Here is a 19933-nt window from a genome sequence, read left to right as displayed (position 1 = left end):
CCGGCACCCGCAGCCGTCGGCTGTGCCGCCGCGATCAGGTTAGCCGACGGTCGATGTATGGCCCCTGCCCGGCTTTGCGTATACTTCAGCCATGCTCAGCCTCATTGCACTACGCCTGCGTCACAGCGTCTGGCTGCTGGCGACCGTACTGATCCTGCTGCTCAGCGCGTGTGGCGAACAGCCCACCGCCCTCGAGCGGGTCCGGGAGGAAGGCGTGCTGCGCGTGATTACCCGCAACAGCCCGACCACCTACTACCAGGACCGCAACGGCGAGACCGGCTTCGAGTACGACCTCGCCGAACGCTTCGCCAAGAGCCTCGGCGTCAAGCTGGAACTCGAAACCGCCGACAGCCTCGACGCGCTGTACGCCCGCCTGAATGCCCCCGACGGCCCGCACCTGGCCGCCGCCGGCCTGATCGAATCCGCCAGCCGCAGCTCGCTGGCACGCTTCAGCCACGGCTATCTGGATGTCACCCTGCAGGTGGTGCATCGCCACGGCCAGCCGCGACCGACCAAGCCCGAGCAACTGGTCGGCAAGCGCATCACCGTGGTCAAGGGCAGCGTCCATGCCGAGCGCCTGGCCGAACTGAAGCAGCGCCTGCCCGAACTGCAGTACACCGAGTCCGACGAGGTCGAGGTGGTCGACCTGCTGGGCATGCTCGACGAGGGGCAGATCGACCTGACCCTGGTTGGCTCCAACGAGCTGGCGATGAACCAGTTTTCCTTCCCCAACGTACGCGTCGCCTTCGATCTCGACAGTAACCAGCACCTGGCCTGGGCCGTGGCGCCCGGAGCGGACGCCAGCCTGCTGCAGGCGATCAACGCCTTTCTCGACAAGGCCCAGGCCGACAAGACCCTGCAGCAGCTCAAGGAGCGCTACTACGGACACGCCGAGGTGCTCGGCTATGTCGGCACCTACACCTTCGCCCGCCACCTGCAGCAGCGCCTGCCGCGTTACGAGCAGCACTTCCTCAAGGCCGCCGAGAACTACAAGGTCGACTGGCGCCTGCTCGCGGCGATCGGCTACCAGGAGTCGATGTGGCAGCCCGAAGCCACCTCGAAGACCGGCGTGCGCGGCCTGATGATGCTCACCCAGCGCACCGCCCAGGCCATGGGCGTGGTCAATCGCCTCGACCCCAGGCAGAGCATCCGCGGCGGCGCCCGCTACTTCACCGAAGTGCACGCCGGCCTGCCGGACAGCATCAAGGAGCCGGACCGCACCTGGTTCGCCCTCGCCGCCTACAACGTCGGTGGCGGCCATCTGGAAGACGCGCGCAAGCTGACCGCCGCTGCCGGCCTGAACCCCAACAAGTGGCTGGACGTGAAGAAGATCCTGCCGCGCCTGTCACAGAAGCAGTGGTACACCAAGACCCGCTACGGCTACGCCCGCGGCGGAGAGCCGGTGCACTTCGTCAACAACATCCGCCGCTACTACGACATCCTCACCTGGGTCACCCAGCCGCAGCTGGAAGGCAGCCAGGTCGCCGACCGCGGCCTGCACCAGCCCGGCGTCGACAAGACGCCGCCCAAGGTCGAGCCGCGCCTGTAGCCCCGCACTCGGCGAGAGACGGCGGGTTCAGGCCTTCTGCCGGCGCAGGCGAAAGAACTCGCTGAGGATCGCCCCGCACTCCGCCGCCAGCAGACCGCCCTCGATCAGCACCCGGTGATTGAGAAAGGCCTGCTCGAAGAAGCGTCCGCGGCTTTCCACCACCCCAGCCTTCGGCTCGGTGGCGCCGTACACCACCCGACCGATGCGCGAATGGACGATCAGCCCGGCGCACATGCTGCATGGCTCCAGGGTCACGTACAGGGTACTGCCCACCAGGCGATAGTTCTGCAGATTGCGCGCCGCATCGCGGATCGCCACCATCTCGGCATGGGCGCTGGGATCATGGGTGGAGATCGGGCAGTTAAAGCCGCGGCCGACGATCTCGCCGCCCACCACCAGCACCGCCCCCACCGGCACCTCGCCGAGGGCCGCGCCCTGGGCGGCCAGCGCCAGCGCCTCGCGCATGAAGCGCTCGTCGTGGCTGCGGTCGATGATCACGGGTCTTTTCATGGGCGGTCGGCTGGCTGCGTCAAGAAGCCCGCCAGTTTGGGAAAAGCCGGCGCGGAGTCAAGCCCGGTCGTCCCGAGGCAGGCAATGGCTACACCACGGCAATCGCCGCCATCAGCCCGGTCTCCATGTGGTCGATTACGTGGCAGTGGAACATCCAGGTGCCCGGATTGTCCGCCACCAGCGCCACCCGCGCGGTTTCCTGCTTGCCCAGCAGGTAAGTATCGGTGAACCAGGGCGTGTCGATCCGCCGCCGGTTGGACGACAGCACCTTGAAGCTCATGCCGTGCAGGTGGATCGGATGCTGGTACTGGCTGAGGTTGCGCAGCTCGAGGATGTAGCTGTGCCCCTGCTTGAGGGTGGCGATCGGTCGTTCGGCGCAGCTCTGGTCGGCGATATCCCAGGCCTGGCCGTTGATCTGCCAGAAGCTGTGCGCGGCGCCCTGCTCGAGGTTGACCGACACCGCGCCGGTCCACTCGAAGTTGAAGCGCAGCGTCTCCGCGCTGGCCAGGTCCGGCTCGGCGATCGGGTTGGCCGGCAGGGCCGGCGGCCAGTCGCCAGCCGACTCGCTGCTGGCCACGCTCTTCAGGGTCGCCAGGCGCAGCGGGCCGTTGCGCAGCGGCAGCTCGGTACCGGCCGCCGGCACGCGCAGGGCCAGCTCGATGCGCATGCCCGGACCCAACCAGTACTCCTTGCCCAGCGGCTGCGGCGCCACCGGGTTGCCGTCGAGGGCGTAGATGCGCGCCTCGGCCTGCGGCAGGTTGAGGCGGTAGGTCAAGGTGTTGTCGAGATTGAGCAGGCGCAGGCGCACGATTTGTCCGGCCGGCAGCTCGAGGGTCGGCGCATGCACGCCGTTGATCGTGCTCAAGCGCCCCACCGTACCGCCGCGCGCTGCCTCGCGCGGCACGCTGAAGTCGCTGAAGGCGCCCTGCTCGTCGACATGCCAGCTCTTCAGGCTCAGCGTGCACTCGTGGCGGAAGCCGCTCGGCTCACGCTCCTCGACGATCAGCGGGCCGACCAGCCCGCGGCCGAGCTGTTCGCCGCTGGCGGTGTGCGGGTGGTACCAGAAGCTGCCGGCATCCGGCACGCGGAAGCGGTAGTCGAAGTACTCGCCGGGCAGCACCGGCAGCTGCGACACGTAGGGCACGCCGTCCATCTCCAGCGGCAGGCGGATGCCGTGCCAGTGGATGGTGCTCGGCTCCGGCAACTGGTTGATGAAGCGCACCCGCAGCCAGTCGCCCTGGCGCGCGCGCAGTTCCAGGCCCGGCGCCTGGCCGCCGTAGGCCCAGGCGCTGGTCTTGTGCCCGGGCACCAGCTCGACGTCCAGCGGCGCGGCGATCAGCTCGTAGTCGTGGGTAGCGGTCTCGGCCGGTCGCCCCAGCCAGTAGCGCGCGCCGCCACCGGCGAGGCCGAGCACGCCGAGACCGGCCAGGCCGGTGAGCACTTGTCTGCGGGTGAAGGACATCGAGCCTCCTGATCTGCGGAGAGGGGTGGCGCGACTGCCAGGCAGCCGCGAATGACAGAGTTTCTCATTATCCACGCCTCAGGTGCGAGCCATCCCTGCGACACAACAGCGCTGCTCGTCGCGCTGGCACACAGCAATGCCCCTAGCCGCTCAATAGCCGGGTCAGCCCATGCAGCAGCAGCCCGACCATGCCGCCGACCAGGGTGCCGTTGATGCGGATGAACTGCAGGTCCTTGCCGACGTTGTGTTCCAGCAGGGCCACCAGCTCGTCGCTGTTCCACTTTTCCACCCGTTCGGCGATGTAGCGGCGGATGTCCTCGCGGTGGCGCTCCACCAGCTTGGGCGCCACCTCCAGCAACTGGTCGTTGATCCAGCGGCGCATCGCGGCATCGCGCTCGAGCGCCTCGCCGAGGCGCAGGCTCAGCTTGATCAGGCGCCGGCGGATGGTCGAGTCGGCGTCGGCCAGGTCGGCCTGCAGCCAGTCGACCAGCTCGTCCCCCAGCCCGCGCAGGTAGGCGGCCACCGCCGGATGGGCGAGCAGCTGCTCGCGGATCTGCTCGCCCTTGAGACGGAAGGCGGGGTCTTCCTTGAGCCGCTCGATGCAGCGCGCCACGCAGCGATCGAACTTGCCGCGCAGCTCGTGCTGTTCGTCGCGGCTGATCTCGCCGATCAGCGCCGACACCCGACGCACCACCTTGTCCGCCGACCACTGGCCGGCCTTCTCGTCCAGCCCGATGTCCTTGCCGAACAGGCGGAAACGCAGGGCGCTGAACTCGCTGGACAGGCCGGCGGCGATGCGCTGCTGCACCGCCTCGTCCTGCAGCAACTCGTCCAGCTGGGCCAGCAGCTCGTCGAGCATGGCCTGGTGGCGGCGCTCGTGGGTCAGCAGGTCGAGCAGCTGGCCGCCGAGGCTGGCCAGATCCACCTCGCGCAGCTTGGCGGTGGCGCTGCGCTGGATGAAGCGGCGCACCCGCTCGTCGCGCAGGGCATGGATGCCGTAGCGGGCGACGCCGACCAGCTGGCCACCGAGCGCCTCGGCATTGCTCGGCTGGCGCAGCCAGCCGGCCAGCCGCGCCGCCGCGTCGAACGCATCGAGCTTGGCCAGCACCTGCGGGGTGGCGAGGAAATGGGTGCAGATGAAGTCGGCGAGATTCTGGCCCAGGCGCGCCTGCTTGCGCGGGATGATCGCCGTGTGCGGGATCGGCAGACCCAGGGGATGGCGGAACAGTGCGGTGACCGCGAACCAGTCGGCGATCGCGCCGACCATCGCCGCCTCGGCGAAGGCCGCCAGGTAGCCCCAGCCCCAGGCCGGCTGCGCCACCGCCATATGCGTGGCCAGCGCGTACAACGCGGCGGCCAGCAGCAGCAGACCGAGGGCGATGGCCTTCATCCGCGCCAGAGGGGAATTCCAGATCGACATCGGGCGACTCCTTGCCAGTGGCTTGCTGCCCAGCAGCATAGGTTGCCGCGCCCGTTCGGCAAACCCTGGACGGCACAAGGGCAGCCGAAGCTGCCCTTGTGTTCACTGCCTCAACCCAGCGAGCGGATCATTCCCACTCGATGGTCGCCGGCGGCTTGCTCGACACGTCGTAGGTGACGCGGGAGATGCCTTCGATCTCGTTGATGATGCGGTTGGAGACCTTCTCCAGCAGCTCGTAGGGCAGGTGCGCCCAGCGGGCAGTCATGAAGTCGATGGTTTCCACCGCGCGCAGGGCGACGACCCAGGCGTAGCGACGGCCGTCACCGACCACGCCGACCGACTTCACCGGCTGGAACACCACGAAGGCCTGGCTGGTCTTGTGGTACCAGTCGAAGTTGCGCAGCTCCTCGATGAAGATGTGGTCGGCGCGACGCAGCAGGTCGGCGTACTCCTTCTTCACCTCGCCGAGGATGCGCACGCCCAGGCCCGGACCCGGGAACGGGTGGCGGTAGACCATGTCGTAGGGCAGGCCGAGTTCGAGGCCGATCTTGCGCACCTCGTCCTTGAACAGCTCGCGCAGCGGCTCGACCAGCTTGAACTGCATGTCTTCCGGCAAGCCGCCGACGTTGTGGTGCGACTTGATCACCTTGGCCTTGCCGGTCTTGGCGCCGGCCGACTCGATCACGTCAGGGTAGATTGTGCCCTGGGCGAGGAAGTCGATGCCCGAAAGCTTGGTGGCCTCCTCGTCGAACACCTCGATGAAGCTGCGGCCGATGATCTTGCGCTTCTCTTCCGGGTCGCTGATGCCGGCCAGGCGACCGAGGAACTTGTCTTCGGCGTTGGCGCGGATCACCTTGATGCCCATGTTCTCGGCGAACATGGTCATCACCTGGTCACCCTCGTGCAGGCGCAGCAGGCCGTTGTCGACGAACACGCAGGTCAGCTGGTCGCCGATGGCGCGATGCAGCAGGGCGGCGACCACCGAGGAGTCGACGCCGCCGGACAGGCCGAGCAGCACCTTGGAGTCGCCGACCTGGGCGCGCACGTTGGCGATGGCGTCCTCGACGATGTTGGCCGGGGTCCACAGCGCTTCGCAGCCGCAGATGTCCAACACGAAGCGCGACAGGATGCGACCGCCCTGACGGGTGTGGGTCACTTCCGGGTGGAACTGCACGCCGTAGTAGGCGCGGCTGTCGTCGGCCATGGCGGCGATCGGACAGCTCGGGGTGCTGGCGACAATGTGGAAGCCTTCCGGCAGGTCGGTGACCTTGTCGCCGTGGCTCATCCACACGTCCAGCGCCAGCACGCCGTCGTCGTCCATGTGGTCTTCGATGCCGTCGAGCAGGCGGCTCTTGCCGACCAGGTCGACGCGGGCGTAGCCGAACTCGCGCAGGTCGGAACCCTGCACCTTGCCGCCGAGCTGCTCGGCCATGGTCTGCATGCCGTAGCAGATGCCGAACAGCGGCACGCCCAGCTCGAACACCGCCTGCGGCGCGCGCGGGCTGTCTTCTTCGTGGACCGACTCCGGACCACCGGCGAGGATGATGCCGCGCGGGGCGAAGGCGCGGATGGCCGCGTCGTCCATGTCGAACGGATGGATCTCGCAGTACACGCCGATCTCGCGCACGCGGCGGGCGATCAGCTGGGTGTACTGGGAACCGAAGTCCAGGATCAGGACCCGGTGGGCGTGAATGTCGTGGTGGGCCATAGCCGTCTCTCGTGGCGGAATTCACAAACGACTCGGGGCTGCCCGCCTTTTACAGCAGCAGCCCCGGGTCGACAGATCAAAAGCTCAGCGAATCAACCTACGCGGTAATTCGGGGCTTCCTTGGTGATTTGCACATCGTGCACGTGCGACTCGGCCATGCCGGCGCCGGTGATGCGCACGAACTGCGGACGGGTACGCATCTCTTCGATGTTGGCGCAGCCGGTGTAACCCATGGAGGAGCGCAGGCCACCCATCAGCTGGTGGATGATCGCGCTCAGGGCCCCCTTGTACGGCACGCGGCCTTCGATGCCTTCCGGGACCAGCTTCTCGGCACCGGCCGAGGAGTCCTGGAAGTAGCGGTCGGAAGAGCCCTGGGCCTGGGCCATGGCGCCCAGCGAACCCATGCCGCGGTAGGCCTTGTAGGAACGGCCCTGGAACAGCTCGACCTCGCCCGGCGCTTCTTCGGTGCCGGCGAACATCGAGCCCATCATCACCGCGTTGGCGCCGGCGACGATGGCCTTGGACAGGTCGCCGGAGAAGCGGATGCCGCCGTCGGCGATCATCGGTACGCCGACCGCAGCCAGGGCGGTGGCGACGTTGGCGATGGCGCTGATCTGCGGCACGCCGACACCGGCCACAATGCGGGTGGTGCAGATCGAGCCCGGGCCGATGCCGACCTTGACGCCGTCGGCGCCGGCTTCGACCAGCGCCAGGGCAGCCTCGGCGGTGGCGATGTTGCCGCCGATCACCTGCACCTCGGGGAAGTTCTGCTTGACCCAGCGCACGCGATCGATCACGCCCTTGGAGTGACCGTGGGCGGTGTCGACCACCACCACGTCGACGCCGGCAGCAGCCAGCGCGGCGATGCGGTCGCCGGTGTCGGCACCGGTGCCGACGGCGGCGCCGACGCGCAGGCGACCCTGGTCATCCTTGGAGGCCAGCGGGTAGGTCTTGGCCTTCTCGATATCGCGGAAGGTCACCAGGCCACGCAGGTGGAAGTCCTTGTCGACCACCAGCATCTTCTCGATGCGGTGCTCGTAGAGCTTGGCCTTGATCTCTTCGAGACCGGTGCCTTCCTGCACGGTAACCAGCTGGTCCTTGGGCGTCATGATCGCCGCCACGCTGTCGCCGGTATTCGGCGTGAAGCGCAGGTCGCGACCGGTGACGATGCCCACCAGCTCATTGCCGGACACCACCGGGAAACCGGAGAAGCCCAGCTCGTCGGCCTTGCGCAGCAGCTCGCTGATCTTGGTTTCCGGGGTCACGGTCTCCGGATCACGGACGATGGCGGTCTCGTGACGCTTGACCTTGCGCACCTCGGCAGCCTGCTGCTCGATGGTCATGTTCTTGTGGATGATGCCGATGCCGCCTTCCTGCGCCATGGCGATGGCCAGGCGGGACTCGGTCACGGTATCCATCGCCGCGGAAACCAGCGGAATGTTCAGTTCGATACCGCGGGTCAGACGGGTCTTGAGGGAAACATCCTTCGGCAGAACCTCGGAGTAACCGGGGATCAAGAGAACATCGTCGAAGGTCAGGGCTTCTTGGCTGATACGCAGCATGGCGGGGGCTCCCGGACGGGAAAAATGGAAGCGCGGCATTATACCCGGCACAGCGATTGCACTCAACGCGCCTGGTCGCCGAGTTCGGAGCATGCCGGCATGGACCGATCATCCTGCATCTGCAGGATAGGCGCCCCCCAGGCCGCGACGGATACTCGAACCAGCCCCCTGCTACGGCAGGCTGGTGCAAACAATTACAAGAATCAGGTCCGAGGAGCACGGCATGAGCAGCCACGCACGGGAAGACCAGCTGATTTCCAGCAGCTGGCTGGAGGGGTTCAGCGACGCCCTGCTGGACATCCACCGCCTGGCCAGGGACAAGGCCCTCGAGAGCTTCCACCACCAGGCGCTGCAACGCCTGCAACGCCTGCTGCCGTTCGACAAGGCCTGGTGGGGACGCGCCGCGCTGATCGACGGCCTGCCCGAGGAGCACAGCCGCCACCTGTTCGCCCTGCCGGCGGACTATTTCGACGACTGGCAGTCGATCCGCGAGCAGGACATCACCGTCGACCGCGTCCACTCCTCACCGGGGCATGCGGTGATCATCGACATGCAGGCCGCGGACAGCCCGGCCGGCCTGCGCTGGCTGGCCGCGCGCCACGAGCTCGGCGAACTGATCTGCATCATCCACGTCGACCCGCTGACCCAGCTCAGCGACCACCTCGCGCTGTACCGCCGGCCAGGGGCGCCGCGCTTCAATACCCTCGACCGCCTGCTGCTCGACAACCTGATGCCGCACCTGGTGGCCGCCGTCTCGGTCAACCAGATCCGCACCCTGGTGGCCATGCGCGAGTCGCTGCAGTCGCAGGCGCTGGCCATGGCGGTGTGCGACCGCCATGGCGTGCTGTACTGCGCCGAACGCGGCTTCGTCGAGCTGCTGCTCACCGAATGGCCGCAGTGGACCGGGCCGCAGCTGCCGGAACAGGCCAGCCCGCAGGGCTACGCCGGCGCGCGCCTGGCGATCGAGTCGCGCATCGTCGGCGACCTGCACCTGCTCACCGCACGGCGCCGCGGACCGCTGGAGCGGCTCAGCTGCCGCGAACGCGAGGTCGCCCTGCTGTTCGGCGAGGGCCGTACCTACAAGGAAATCGCCCGCGAGCTGGGCCTGGCACCCAACACCGTGCGCCACCACATCCGCACCCTCTATTCCAAGCTCGGCGTCAACGACAAGGCCAGCGTCGCCCACCTGCTGCACCAGCTAGCCCCCGACTGATCCGCCCCGGATAACCCGCACGCCCACCCTCGCCTGCCGCGCCTAGCGCCGGCCGGTACGGGTTCGGCTTGCCCGAAAACAGCCCCCGCGAACACGACAACAAGAGAGGAAACACCCGCATGACTGCATCGCCCCATCGCCTGCTCGGCGCCGTCCTGCTCAGCCTCGCTGCCGGCAGCACCAATGCCGCCGACCTCAACGCCCGCGACTTCTTCACCGCGCCGGTCGGCACCAGCCTCGGCGTGTTCTACCTGCCGACCGTGCGCGCCGACGAGTTCCGCGGCGCGCACAGCACCGACAAGGACGCCGAGCTGAGCGTCAACGCCTTCGCCTGGCGCCAGCTGTGGTTCAGCGAGATTTGCGGCACCCTGTGCACCCCGCAGTTCATCATCCCGGTGGCCGACATTGAGGCGCGCCTGCCCGGCGGCAGCCGACAGCAGAGCGAACGCGGCCTCGGCGATCCGCAGTTCGGCGGCACCCTGTTCTTCATCAACGATCCGGCCAGCCGCACCTACAGCGGCCTGCTGACCCTGATCAGCGCGCCGCTCGGCGAGTACCACGACGACAACCCCGACGTCTCGCCGGGCGCCAATCGCTGGGGCGCCACCTTCAATTACAACTACACCCAGGGCGTCGGCGAGAAGTGGGTGCTGGAAGCCAACCTCGAGGCGCAGCTCTACGGCAAGAACGACGACTACTACGGCATGGACCTCGAGCAGGACCCGCTGTACCGCCTACAGGCCTTCGCCTCCTACGACTTCACCCCCGCCACCTATGGCGCGCTGCGCCTGATCCATGCCGACGGCGGCGAGCTGCACCTGGACGGCGACCGCCTCGACGGCACCCACCAGCGCTACACCCAGCTCGGCTTCGAGCTCGGCCACTGGCTGGACCGCCAGAACCAGCTGATGTTCGCCCTGTCGCAGAACGTCGACACCGACAACGCCTACCACGGCAACCAGGCCCTGCTGCGCCTGGTCCATGTGTTCTGACGAGGAATTCGCCCATGTCCACCCAGACCCACGTCAGCGGCACCGCCGCCCAGTCCAGCGACGGCTTCGGCTTGCTCACCGCCATCGTCCTGCTCGCCGCCATCACCCCCGCGGTGCTGATGACAGCCCCGGCGCTGGCCGCCCAGCTCGCCGCGCAGTGGCAGCTGAGCCCGGCGCAGATCGGCGACCTGTTTTCCTGCGAACTGGGCGCCATGAGCCTGGCCACCCTGCCGGCCTACTGGTGGCTGCGGCGCGTCGACTGGCGCCGCGCAGCCCTCGTCGCCGGCCCGCTGTTCGTCGCCGCCAACCTGGCCTCGGCCTTGGTGGCGGACTACGCCACCCTGCTCGGCCTGCGCTTCGCCAGCGCCCTTGCCGGCGGCTCGCTGATGATCCTGTGCATGTCCAGCGCAGCCAGCACGGCCAATCCCGGCCGCGTCTACGGCCTGTGGGTGATGGGCCAGCTGGTGATCGGCGCCGTCGGCCTGGCCGTGCTGCCGGGGCTGTTCGCCGCACACGGCATCGCCGCCTGCTACCTGCTGCTGGCCGTGTTGATGAGCCTGTGCCTGCCGCTGAGCCGCTGCCTGCCGGCCGGTGCCACACCGAGCGTGCAGAAGAGCGCGGCCGGGCGTGCAGCGGGTTTCCGCCTGCGCGCCGCTCTCGGCATCCTCGCCGTGCTGACCTTCTATATCAGCCTGAGCGGCATCTGGACCTTCATCGGCAGCATCGCCGGCTAGGCCGGCCTAAACGCCGGGCAGAGCGGCGACATCCTCGCCGTGGCCACCCTGCTCGGCATCGCCGGCGCCGGCTGCGCCTCGCTGATCGGCGAGCGCTGCGGCCGCGCGCCGCTGCTGCTGGCCGGCTACCTGATGATGCTCGGCGCCATCCTCCTGCTGCTCGAACAGCCACAACTGGCGCGCTTCGCCGCCGCCGCGCTGCTGTTCAAGTACACCTGGACCTTCGTGCTGCCCTTCATCCTCGCCAGCCTCGCCGCGCTCGACCCGTCCGGGCGTCTGATGAACACCACCAACCTGGTGATCGGCGGCGGACTGGCCGTCGGTCCGGCCATCGCCGGCCGCCTGCTCGAGGCCAGCGGCGGCGACTTCCAGCCCCTGCTGCTCGGCGCCGCCGCCAGCGCCGCCCTGTCGCTGGGCCTGATCCTCGCCATCAACCGCCGCCAGCCGGCCTGATTTTCCTGCCTACACGGAGCAACCGACATGCGCAGACGCACCGCCTTCTTCTTCGACGAACTCTGCCTCTGGCACAGCGCCAGCCAACACGCGCTGATCCTGCCGGTGGGTGGCTGGGTGCAGCCGCCGGCCGCCGCCGGCCACGCCGAGTCGCCGGAAACCAAGCGCCGCCTGAAAAACCTGATGGACGTTTCCGGCCTGACCCGCCAGCTCGACCTGCGCAGCGCGGCGCCGGCCAGCGAGGAGGACCTGCTGCGCGTGCACCCGGCGCACTACCTGGAGCGCTTCAAGGCGCTCAGCGACACCGGCGGCGGCCTGCTCGGCGATCACGCACCGATCGGCCCGGGCAGCTACGAGATCGCCAAGCAGGCCGCCGGCCTGGCCATCGCCGCGGTGGATACCGTGCTGCACGGCGAGGCGGACAACGCCTACGCGCTGTCGCGCCCGCCGGGCCACCACTGTCTGGCCGACCAGGCGATGGGCTTCTGCTTCCTCGCCAACATCCCGCTGGCCATCGAGGCGGCCAAGGCGCGCCACGGCATCGAGCGGGTGGCGGTGATCGACTGGGACGTGCACCACGGCAACGGCACCCAGGCGATCTACTACCAGCGCCCGGACGTGCTGACCGTCTCCCTGCACCAGGAAGGCTGCTTCCCGGCCGGCTACGGCGGCGCCGCGGACCGCGGTGAGGGTGCCGGCGAAGGCTGCAACCTGAACATCCCGCTGCTGCCGGGCGGCGGCCACGACGCCTACCTGTACGCCTTCGAACGCCTGGTGGTGCCGGCGCTGGCGCGCTTTCGCCCGCAGCTGATCGTGGTCGCCTGCGGCTACGACGCCAACGCGGTCGACCCTCTGGCGCGCATGCTGGCGCACAGCGGCACCTTCCGGGCGCTGACCGCGCGCCTGCGCCAGGTCGCCGAGGAATTCGCCGAAGGCCGCCTCGTGCTGGTCCACGAGGGCGGCTATTCCGAGGCCTACGTGCCGTTCTGCGGCCAGGCGGTGATCGAGGCGCTGGCCGGGGTGAATACCGCGGTGGAGGACCCGCTGCTCGGCTTCATCGAGCAGCAGCAGCCCAACGCCGAGGTGCGCGCCCTGCAGCGCCGGCTGCTGGATCGTCAGGCGGAGGACTGGGGGCTGTGAGAAAGTGCCGGGCGCCTCTTAAGAGACCGCCCGGCCGCCGACCACGCTCAGCTCGGCGACCCGGTCGCGGCGCTGGGCCAGGTAGCGGGTGCAGCTGACACGCAGGAAGGAGGCGAAGTTGACCACCTCGCCGCGGTAGTCCATGACCTCCTCGTAGAGCTTGGCGATCAGCTGGTTGGTGGTCATGCCGTCGACCTCGGCGATCTCGCGCAGGATGTCCCAGAACTGGTTCTCCAGACGCAGGGTGGTGACCACGCCACGGATGCGCAGGGAGCGCGAGCGCGATTCGTAGAGGATCGGGTCGGCCTTGACGTACAGCTCGCACATGACTGTTTTCCTTTCCATCGACATGGCACCGGCAGCGCCGCCGTGGTGGACAAGGCTGCGCCGTTGTCCACCCTACCTGCTGGCGGCACAGCCTTCATAGGGTAGAAAACTCGCGCAGCGATTTTCTACCGTCCCGCGGCGCGAACTACAGCTCGATGCGCGTGCCGAGCACCTTGAGAAAGGCCGCCAGCCAGGCCGGATGCGCCGGCCAGGCCGGGGCGGTGACCAGGTTGCCGTCGACATGGGCCTGGTCGACCGGGATCTCCACGTAGCGTCCACCAGCCAGGCCGACCTCCGGCGCGCAGGCCGGATAGGCGCTGCACTCGCGCTCCTCGAGCACGCCGGCGGCGGCGAGCAGCTGGGCGCCGTGGCAGATGGCGGCGATCGGCTTGCCGGCCTGGGCGATGGCCTGCACCAGGGCGATCACCTCCGGGTTCAGGCGCAGGTACTCCGGCGCGCGGCCGCCCGGCACCACCAGCGCGTCGTAGTCCTCGGCGCGCACGGCGGCGAAGTCGAAGTTGAGGGCGAAGTTGTGCCCCGGTTTCTCGCTGTAGGTCTGGTCGCCCTCGAAGTCGTGGATCGCCGTGCGCACGCTCTGCCCGGCGCTCTTGCCCGGACACACCGCGTGCACCACATGGCCGACCATGCTCAGCGCTTGGAACGGCACCATCACTTCGTAGTCCTCGACGTAGTCGCCGACCAGCATGAGGATCTTCTTCGCAGCCATCGTTCTCTCCCTGTTGCGGGTGGTGAAGGTCCGTGCAGTATCGACCATGGAACGGCGGACGGGTAACAGCGGCCTACTACAGTTCGACATGCAACGGCACGCCACGCGGTGCCCCGCCCTCAGGGGTCGACGCGCACCTGACGCACCGGAAAGCCCAGTCGCTCGGCGAAGACAGCGAGGAAATCCTGGCGGAACACCGCCTCCGTCCAGCCGTTGAAGATGAAGCCCAGATTGGAAAAGCCGCACGGCTGCAGGAACAGGAAACCGTTGATGTCGTCCTCGAAGCCGCATTCCGGGCAGGTGAAGTTGTCGGTCTGTCCCGGCCACCACTCGTCCAGGCTGGCGAACAGCGGCTCGCCGATCTCCTGGCGGCACTGCGGGCAGCCGGCCTCCTCGCGAAAGTCGCGGGTCGGCGTATAGATGCAGCGCTGGGTGACGATCTCCAGGCCGTTGAGCGGCTGGCCGAACGGCAGCAGCTCGGGATGCTCCACCACCCGTTGCGCCCCCCGGGCAATCGCATAGGCCATGCCGTTGCCGCCCTGCCCGCAGGTGCTCGGCAGCGCCTCGACGATCTCGCGCTTGACCAGCCAGTTCAACAGCTGGCGCGCCTTCGCCTCATGGGCGGGGACGCTGGAAATTTGCGGGACGAGGATGCATTGCGCGGTCATGTCGATTCGGGCCGGTGACGGGAAATGCCGGCAGCTTAGGCCCTCGGCCGGGCAAATCAAGCCCGGCACCGGGATCGCTCAAAGCGCCTGCGACGCCGCAGCGCAACGCTCCCGGCGCAGCCAGCGCGCGCGCAGTACATCCCAGCTCCAGTTGAAGCCCACGGTGTAGGGCAGGAAGAACAGGATCAGGCCGATGTCGAGCAGCAGCGCCTCGAGCAGACCGATCGACAGCCACCAGGCCGCCAGCGGCACCAGCACGACGATCAGCCCCGCCTCGAACAACGCCGCATGACACAGCCGCGCCTTCAGGTTGCGCTGGAAGCCCAGGCGGCGCTGGGCGCGGTCGAACAGGTCGTTGAACAGCATGTTCCACAGCATGGCGATGGTCGAGAACATCAGGGTCAGCGCCCCCAGGTGCAGCAGCGGCTGGTCCAGCAGCCAGGCCATGGCCGGCGCGCAGATCACCAGGGCGATGAGTTCGAAGGCGAGCGCATGGCCGATGCGCTCGCCCAGGGAGCGTTGTAGCGGGTTGGCGGACAGACTCATGGGGCGGACCTCGTGATCGCAAGCGTTGGGCGCTATCCTCATCGGAAATCCTGCCACTAAAAAACCAGCTGCCATCGGTGAAACCGATATGAATCTTTCTGCCGAAGCGCTCCAGGCCTTCACCCAGGCGGCCGCCTGCGGCTCGCTGAGCGCCGCCGCGCGGCGCCTGGGCAAGAGCCAGTCGACCATCAGCGAAGCGGTGGCGCGCCTGGAGATCGACGTTGGCGTCGAGCTGTTCCAGCGCGGCCCGCGGCGGCTCGCGCTGACCGCAGCCGGCGCTAGCCTGCTGGCCCACGCCGAGGCCGTGCTGGCCGCCGGCGATCGCCTGGCGCGCCATGCGGCCCGGCTGGCGCAGGGTCAGGAAGCGCGGCTGACGCTGGCCCTGTCCGACGCCTACCAGAACCGCCAGTACGAGGCGCGCCTGCTGGAGCTCGACCAGCGCTTCCCCGACCTGGAGTTCGAATGCCTGATCGCCGAGCACGCCGACGTGCTCGACCTGGTCAGCCAGGGACGCGCCCAGCTCGGCCTGCTCGCCGCCCAGCCCAGCTACCCGCCGGACATCGCCCACGCCGGCGTGGCGACCAGCGCCGAGTTCGGCCTGTTCGTCGCCCGCGGTCACCCGCTGGCCGAGCTGCCGCGGGTGACCGCCGCGGATCTGGCGCACTGGCGCGCGTTGCGCCTGAGCAGCGTGGCCGTCAGCGACACGCCTGCCGACGAGCTGCCCGGCAGCGACGTGCGTAGCGGCGGGCGCTGCTGGTCGGCGCCGGACTACCTGCTGCTGCTGGAAATGGCCGGGCTCGGCTTCGGCTGGGCGGCGCTGCCACGCCAACTGGTCAGCGGCTACGGCAACGGCCGCCTGCAGGAGCTGGCGCTGGACGGCTGGCCCAGGCGCGTGCCGGTGGATGCGGTCTGGTCGCGCCAGCGCGAACTCGGGCCAGTCGCCGCCTGGCTGCTCGACCGATTGCTCGCCGACGAGTGAACGCCTGTCGCTCCCGCCGCTCTCCCGGCTTATCATGCCGGCCATGATCACAGACCAGTTCCAGCGGCTCGGCCTCGATCGCGAGGTACTGACCGTCAGCCAGCTCAACCAGCGCGCCCGCCACCTGCTCGAGGACGTGTTCCCGCAGGTGTGGGTCGAGGGCGAGATTTCCAACCTGGCGCGGCCCTCCTCCGGGCACGTCTACTTCACCCTAAAGGACGCCGGCGCTCAGGTGCGCTGCGCGCTGTTCCGCTCCAGCGCGGCGCGGGTGCGCCAGGCGCTGCGCGACGGCCTGGCAGTGAAGGTGCGCGGCAAGGTCTCGCTGTTCGAGGGCCGCGGCGACTACCAGATGATCCTCGACACGGTGGAGCCGGCCGGCGACGGCGCGCTGCGCCTGGCCTTCGAGGCACTCAAGGACAAGCTCGCCGCCGAGGGCCTGTTCGCGGCCGAACGCAAGCGCGCGCTGCCGGCTCATCCGCAGCGCATTGGCATCGTCAGCTCGCCCTCGGGCGCGGTGATCCGCGACATCATCAGCGTGTTCCGCCGCCGCGCGCCGCAGGTGGAGCTGACTCTGGTGCCCACCGCCGTGCAGGGTCGTGAAGCGACCACGCAGATCGTCCGCGCCCTCGCGCTGGCCGACCGCCAGGGCTTCGACGCGCTGATCCTCGCCCGCGGCGGCGGCTCGCTGGAGGACCTGTGGTGCTTCAACGAGGAGGCGGTGGCGCGCGCCGTGGCCGCCTGCCAGACACCGATCGTCAGCGCGGTCGGCCACGAGACCGACGTGTCGATCGCCGACTTCGTCGCCGACGTACGCGCACCGACGCCCTCGGCCGCCGCCGAGCTGCTGGCACCCGACTCCAGCGACCTGCAGCGCCGCCTCGACGGCCTGCAGCGCCGCCTGACCCTGCGCATGCAGCACCTGCTCGCCGCCCGGCAGATGCAGGTCGACGGCCTGCGCCGGCGCCTGCGCCACCCCGGCGAGCGCCTGCGCCAGCAGGCCCAGCGCCTCGACGATCTGGAGCTGCGCCTGCAGCGCGCCATGAGCCAGCGCCTGCGCAGCAGTCGTGACCAGCTGGGGCGTCTGGAAACCCGTCTGGCCGGCCAGCATCCCGAGCGCCTGCTTGAACTGCTGCGCCAGCGTCTCGATCACCTCGCCCAGCGCCTGCCGCGCGCCATGCACGCCGGCCTGCGCGAGCGCCGGCAGAAACTCGAAGCAACGGTGCAAACCCTGCAGGTGGTCAGCCCGCTGGCCACCCTCGGCCGCGGCTACAGCATCCTCCTCGACGACCGCGGCCGCGCCGTACGCCGCGCCACCGATACCGCCTCCGGCCAGCGTCTGACCGCGAAGCTGCATGAAGGCGAGCTGGCGCTGCGCGTCGAGGAGACCTCGGCGACGCCAGCCACCCTGCAGCTGCCGCTGTAACGCAAACGCCGGACGGCGTCGTTTCCCTTGTTTCGCCGGGTGGGCAACGGCCCACCCGGTACTCCCTCAGTACAGATCGCGCCGGTAGCGCCCACTGTCCTGCAGCTCGGCCAACGCCGCCGCGCCGAGCAGCTCGCGCAGCACGGCATCGACACCCTCGCCCATGCCCTGCAGGCTGCCGCAGACGTAGATGACCGCGCCGTCCGCCAGCCAGGCACGCAGCTCGTCGGCCGCCGCGCGCAGGCAGTCCTGCACGTAGACCTTGTTCGCCTGGTCGCGGGAGAACGCCAGATCGAGGCGCTGCAGGTGCCCACCGGTCTGCCAGGCCAGCAGCTCGTCGCCGCAGAGGAAATCGTGCTCCGCGGTGCGCTCGCCGAAGATCAGCCAGTTGCGCGCCTGGCCGCGGCGGGCCCGCTCGCGCAGCAAGCTGCGCAGGCTGGCCAGGCCAGTACCGTTGCCGATCAGCAGCAGCGGCCGGTCGTCCTCCGGCAGCTGGAAACCGGCGTTGCGGCGCAGGCGCAGCGGTGCCGTGGCACCTTCACTCAACTGCACGCACAGCCAGCCGGAACACAGCCCCGGCGTGCCGTCGGCGTGCAGGTGCAGGCGCACCAGAATCTCCAACGCGCCGTCCTCGGCCAGCGAGGCGATCGAGTAGCTGCGCGGCCGCGCCCCGGCCTGCGGCGGGAGGATCTCGACCAGATCGCCAGCCTCCCAGAGCTGCCCGGCCGGTACCTGGAATGCCAGGCGCCAGACCGGCGCAGCGTTGCTGCCGGGGTTGAGCCACTGGCGCTCGCACAGCGTCCACTCGGCAAAGCCGGGCTCGGCCGGGGCCTCTGGCGGCGTGCTGCCGGTCAGCTCGCCGAGCAGGGTGCGCCAGCGCTGCAGCGCCGAGTGGTCGCCGCTGTCCACCTCTACCGGGGCGAACAGGCTGCGCGCGCCCTGACCCTGCAGCCAGTCGTGCAGCTGGCGGCCAAAACCGCAGAAGCGCTGGTACTGACGATCGCCCAGGCCGAGCAGGGCGTACTCGAGATGGCCCAGATCGAACTCGCCACCCAACACCCGGCGCACGAAGCCGCGCGCGCTGTCCGGCGCCTCGCCGTCGCCGAAGGTGCTGACCACGAACAACGCGCGCTCGGCGCCACGCAGGGCCTGCGCGTCGAGCTGGGCCAGCGAACGGACCTGCACGGTGGCACCGGCCGCCTGCAGCTGGCCGGCGGTCTGCCAGGCCAGCTGTTCGGCGAAGCCGTTCTGGCTGGCAAAGCCGATCAACCAGGGCTGGCCGTTGCCGCTCGCCGCATCGAGGGCCTGGCGCCCGGCGCGGGCCGCGCGACGCTGACGACGGCGGCCGAGGTAGAGCTGCCAGCCGGTAATGAAGAACAGCGGCATGGCCAGGCTGGCCAGCAGCATGAGGATGCGCCCGGGCTGGCCGAAGTAGTCGCCGGTGTGCAGCGGGTAGACGCTGGCCAGCAGCTGCTGGACGCCGCTCTTGTCGCTGTAGCGCTCGTGCTGCAGCAGCTTGCCGCTGGCGGCGTCCAGGTTCAGGCGGTTGAAGGCGCGATTGTGCGCGGCGGCCTGCGGCAGGTACATCACCTGCAGCGGCTGGCCGGCGCGCTCGGGCAGGCGCAGGTTGGCCAGGCGGTAGTCGTCCTGCACTGCGTGGCGGAACGCCATCCACAGAGGGTCGATGCTCACCGGCGGACGCGGCGCCTCGGCCTGCGCCTGGCCCTGCGGCGACTGACCGCGGCGCTTGCCCGGACCGCCGTGCTGCGGCGCCGGCTCACCGGCCAGCGCGTGCACGCCGTTGCGGTACCACTCGTAGGACCAGTAGAGCCCGGTCAGCGACGCCAACAGGTAGGCCAGCAGCACCCAGGTACCGGCCACCGCGTGCAGGTCCCAGAGGAAGCCGCGACCACTGCGCCGCCAGTCGAGGGTCAGCCAGGCGCGCCAGTTGCCGGCCTGGCGCGGCCAGCGCAGGTACAGCCCGGACAGGCAGAGGAACACCAGAGCGAGGGTCGCCGCGCCGGTGATCGGCTTGCCGGCATCGCCGATGGCCAGCCAGCGGTGCAGCTGCATCATGAACTGGAAGAAGCCGGCGCCGCGCGCGGCACCCAGCAGCTCGCCACTGTAGGGGTCGGCGTAGAGATTCTCGCCGCGCGGGCCGCCGCCGCTGACGTTGACCTTGACCGCGTCCAGCGCGTCGGCCGAGAAGGTCAGGCCGAGCACCGCGCGCTGCGGTAGCTGCTCGCCGACACGAGCCACCAGTTCGTCCGGGCTCAGCGGCCGCGCGCCCAGCGCCGGCTCGACGTTCATCACCCCGGGATTGAGCAGGCGCAGCAGCTCGTCCTGGTAGGACAGGCTGGCGCCGGTCACGCCCATCAACGCCAACACCAGCCCGGCGCTGATGCCCAGCAGCCAGTGCAGCTGGAAGAGGATTTTCTTGACCACCTGGGATCACCTGATCGCTATGCCGCGACTGCGGCGAAATCGGATTCGGACACGGCGAAGCACCGCATCGCACCA

16 protein-coding genes and 1 pseudogene are annotated in these 19933 nt (G+C 69.3%); 7 read left to right on the top strand and 10 right to left on the bottom strand.

What is annotated here, in order from left to right:
* The first annotated feature begins 91 nt into the window (after window positions 1–91).
* Entirely contained in the window at window positions 92–1549 is a 1458-nt protein-coding gene (mltF, locus tag BMZ19_RS10630) for a membrane-bound lytic murein transglycosylase MltF (protein ID WP_090310655.1), read from the top strand.
* Window positions 1550–1576: 27 nt separating this feature from the next.
* On the opposite strand, the gene tadA is transcribed toward mltF, so the two are convergent.
* The 5 genes from tadA to guaB form a co-directional block, all read right to left on the bottom strand.
* Window positions 1577–2059: a tRNA adenosine(34) deaminase TadA gene (tadA, locus tag BMZ19_RS10625; protein WP_090310653.1), complete on the bottom strand. Its 483-nt coding sequence runs from the start codon at window positions 2057–2059 to the stop codon at window positions 1577–1579.
* A gap of 88 nt (window positions 2060–2147) precedes the next feature.
* Complete coding sequence (locus tag BMZ19_RS10620; protein ID WP_090310651.1) at window positions 2148–3521, bottom strand: multicopper oxidase family protein; 1374 nt, start codon at window positions 3519–3521, stop codon at window positions 2148–2150.
* A gap of 142 nt (window positions 3522–3663) precedes the next feature.
* Entirely contained in the window at window positions 3664–4941 is a 1278-nt protein-coding gene (locus tag BMZ19_RS10615) for a DUF445 domain-containing protein (RefSeq protein WP_090310649.1), read from the bottom strand.
* Between the two features lie 127 nt (window positions 4942–5068).
* A complete protein-coding gene (gene guaA, locus BMZ19_RS10610; RefSeq protein ID WP_090310647.1) occupies window positions 5069–6649 on the bottom strand; it encodes a glutamine-hydrolyzing GMP synthase in 1581 nt (526 codons plus the stop codon).
* A 92-nt stretch (window positions 6650–6741) separates the two neighbouring features.
* Window positions 6742–8211 carry an IMP dehydrogenase gene (gene guaB / locus BMZ19_RS10605; protein WP_090310644.1) on the bottom strand — a complete coding sequence of 490 codons (1470 nt, stop codon included), beginning with the start codon at window positions 8209–8211 and terminating at the stop codon, window positions 6742–6744.
* A 223-nt stretch (window positions 8212–8434) separates the two neighbouring features.
* On the opposite strand from guaB, the gene BMZ19_RS10600 reads away from it, so the two are divergent.
* The 4 genes and pseudogenes from BMZ19_RS10600 to BMZ19_RS10585 all read left to right on the top strand — a co-directional run bounded on the left by BMZ19_RS10600 (window position 8435) and on the right by BMZ19_RS10585 (window position 12743).
* Window positions 8435–9424, top strand: a complete 990-nt coding sequence (locus BMZ19_RS10600; RefSeq protein WP_090310642.1) for a helix-turn-helix transcriptional regulator — start codon at window positions 8435–8437, stop codon at window positions 9422–9424.
* 119 nt (window positions 9425–9543) lie between these two features.
* On the top strand, window positions 9544–10416 hold the full coding sequence (locus BMZ19_RS10595) for a transporter (RefSeq protein WP_090310639.1): 873 nt from the start codon (window positions 9544–9546) through the stop codon (window positions 10414–10416).
* 14 nt (window positions 10417–10430) lie between these two features.
* Window positions 10431–11603, top strand: a pseudogene (locus BMZ19_RS10590) (MFS transporter).
* A gap of 27 nt (window positions 11604–11630) precedes the next feature.
* On the top strand, window positions 11631–12743 hold the full coding sequence (locus tag BMZ19_RS10585) for a class II histone deacetylase (protein ID WP_090310637.1): 1113 nt from the start codon (window positions 11631–11633) through the stop codon (window positions 12741–12743).
* Window positions 12744–12761: 18 nt separating this feature from the next.
* Here BMZ19_RS10585 and BMZ19_RS10580 read toward each other — a convergent pair whose 3' ends face one another.
* The 4 genes from BMZ19_RS10580 to BMZ19_RS10565 all read right to left on the bottom strand — a co-directional run bounded on the left by BMZ19_RS10580 (window position 12762) and on the right by BMZ19_RS10565 (window position 15011).
* On the bottom strand, window positions 12762–13070 hold the full coding sequence (locus BMZ19_RS10580; RefSeq protein WP_090310634.1) for a ribbon-helix-helix domain-containing protein: 309 nt from the start codon (window positions 13068–13070) through the stop codon (window positions 12762–12764).
* 145 nt (window positions 13071–13215) lie between these two features.
* Complete coding sequence (locus tag BMZ19_RS10575) at window positions 13216–13797, bottom strand: DJ-1/PfpI family protein (protein ID WP_090310632.1); 582 nt, start codon at window positions 13795–13797, stop codon at window positions 13216–13218.
* A 119-nt stretch (window positions 13798–13916) separates the two neighbouring features.
* Window positions 13917–14465 carry a sugar ABC transporter ATPase gene (locus tag BMZ19_RS10570; protein ID WP_090310630.1) on the bottom strand — a complete coding sequence of 183 codons (549 nt, stop codon included), beginning with the start codon at window positions 14463–14465 and terminating at the stop codon, window positions 13917–13919.
* Window positions 14466–14543: 78 nt separating this feature from the next.
* Complete coding sequence (locus BMZ19_RS10565) at window positions 14544–15011, bottom strand: multidrug/biocide efflux PACE transporter (RefSeq protein WP_090310627.1); 468 nt, start codon at window positions 15009–15011, stop codon at window positions 14544–14546.
* Window positions 15012–15099: 88 nt separating this feature from the next.
* Between BMZ19_RS10565 and BMZ19_RS10560 the strand changes: the two genes are divergently transcribed.
* Complete coding sequence (locus tag BMZ19_RS10560; RefSeq protein WP_170847743.1) at window positions 15100–15990, top strand: LysR family transcriptional regulator; 891 nt, start codon at window positions 15100–15102, stop codon at window positions 15988–15990.
* A 43-nt stretch (window positions 15991–16033) separates the two neighbouring features.
* Window positions 16034–17413, top strand: a complete 1380-nt coding sequence (gene xseA, locus BMZ19_RS10555) for an exodeoxyribonuclease VII large subunit (protein WP_090310824.1) — start codon at window positions 16034–16036, stop codon at window positions 17411–17413.
* A 66-nt stretch (window positions 17414–17479) separates the two neighbouring features.
* On the opposite strand, the gene BMZ19_RS10550 is transcribed toward xseA, so the two are convergent.
* Entirely contained in the window at window positions 17480–19858 is a 2379-nt protein-coding gene (locus BMZ19_RS10550; protein ID WP_090310625.1) for a PepSY domain-containing protein, read from the bottom strand.
* Window positions 19859–19933: the final 75 nt, after the last annotated feature.

The organism is Pseudomonas linyingensis (assembly GCF_900109175.1).
Taxonomy (GTDB): domain Bacteria; phylum Pseudomonadota; class Gammaproteobacteria; order Pseudomonadales; family Pseudomonadaceae; genus Geopseudomonas; species Geopseudomonas linyingensis.
The sequence above is the reverse complement of the archived record's forward strand: the minus strand, read 5'-3'. Positions and strand labels throughout refer to the sequence as shown.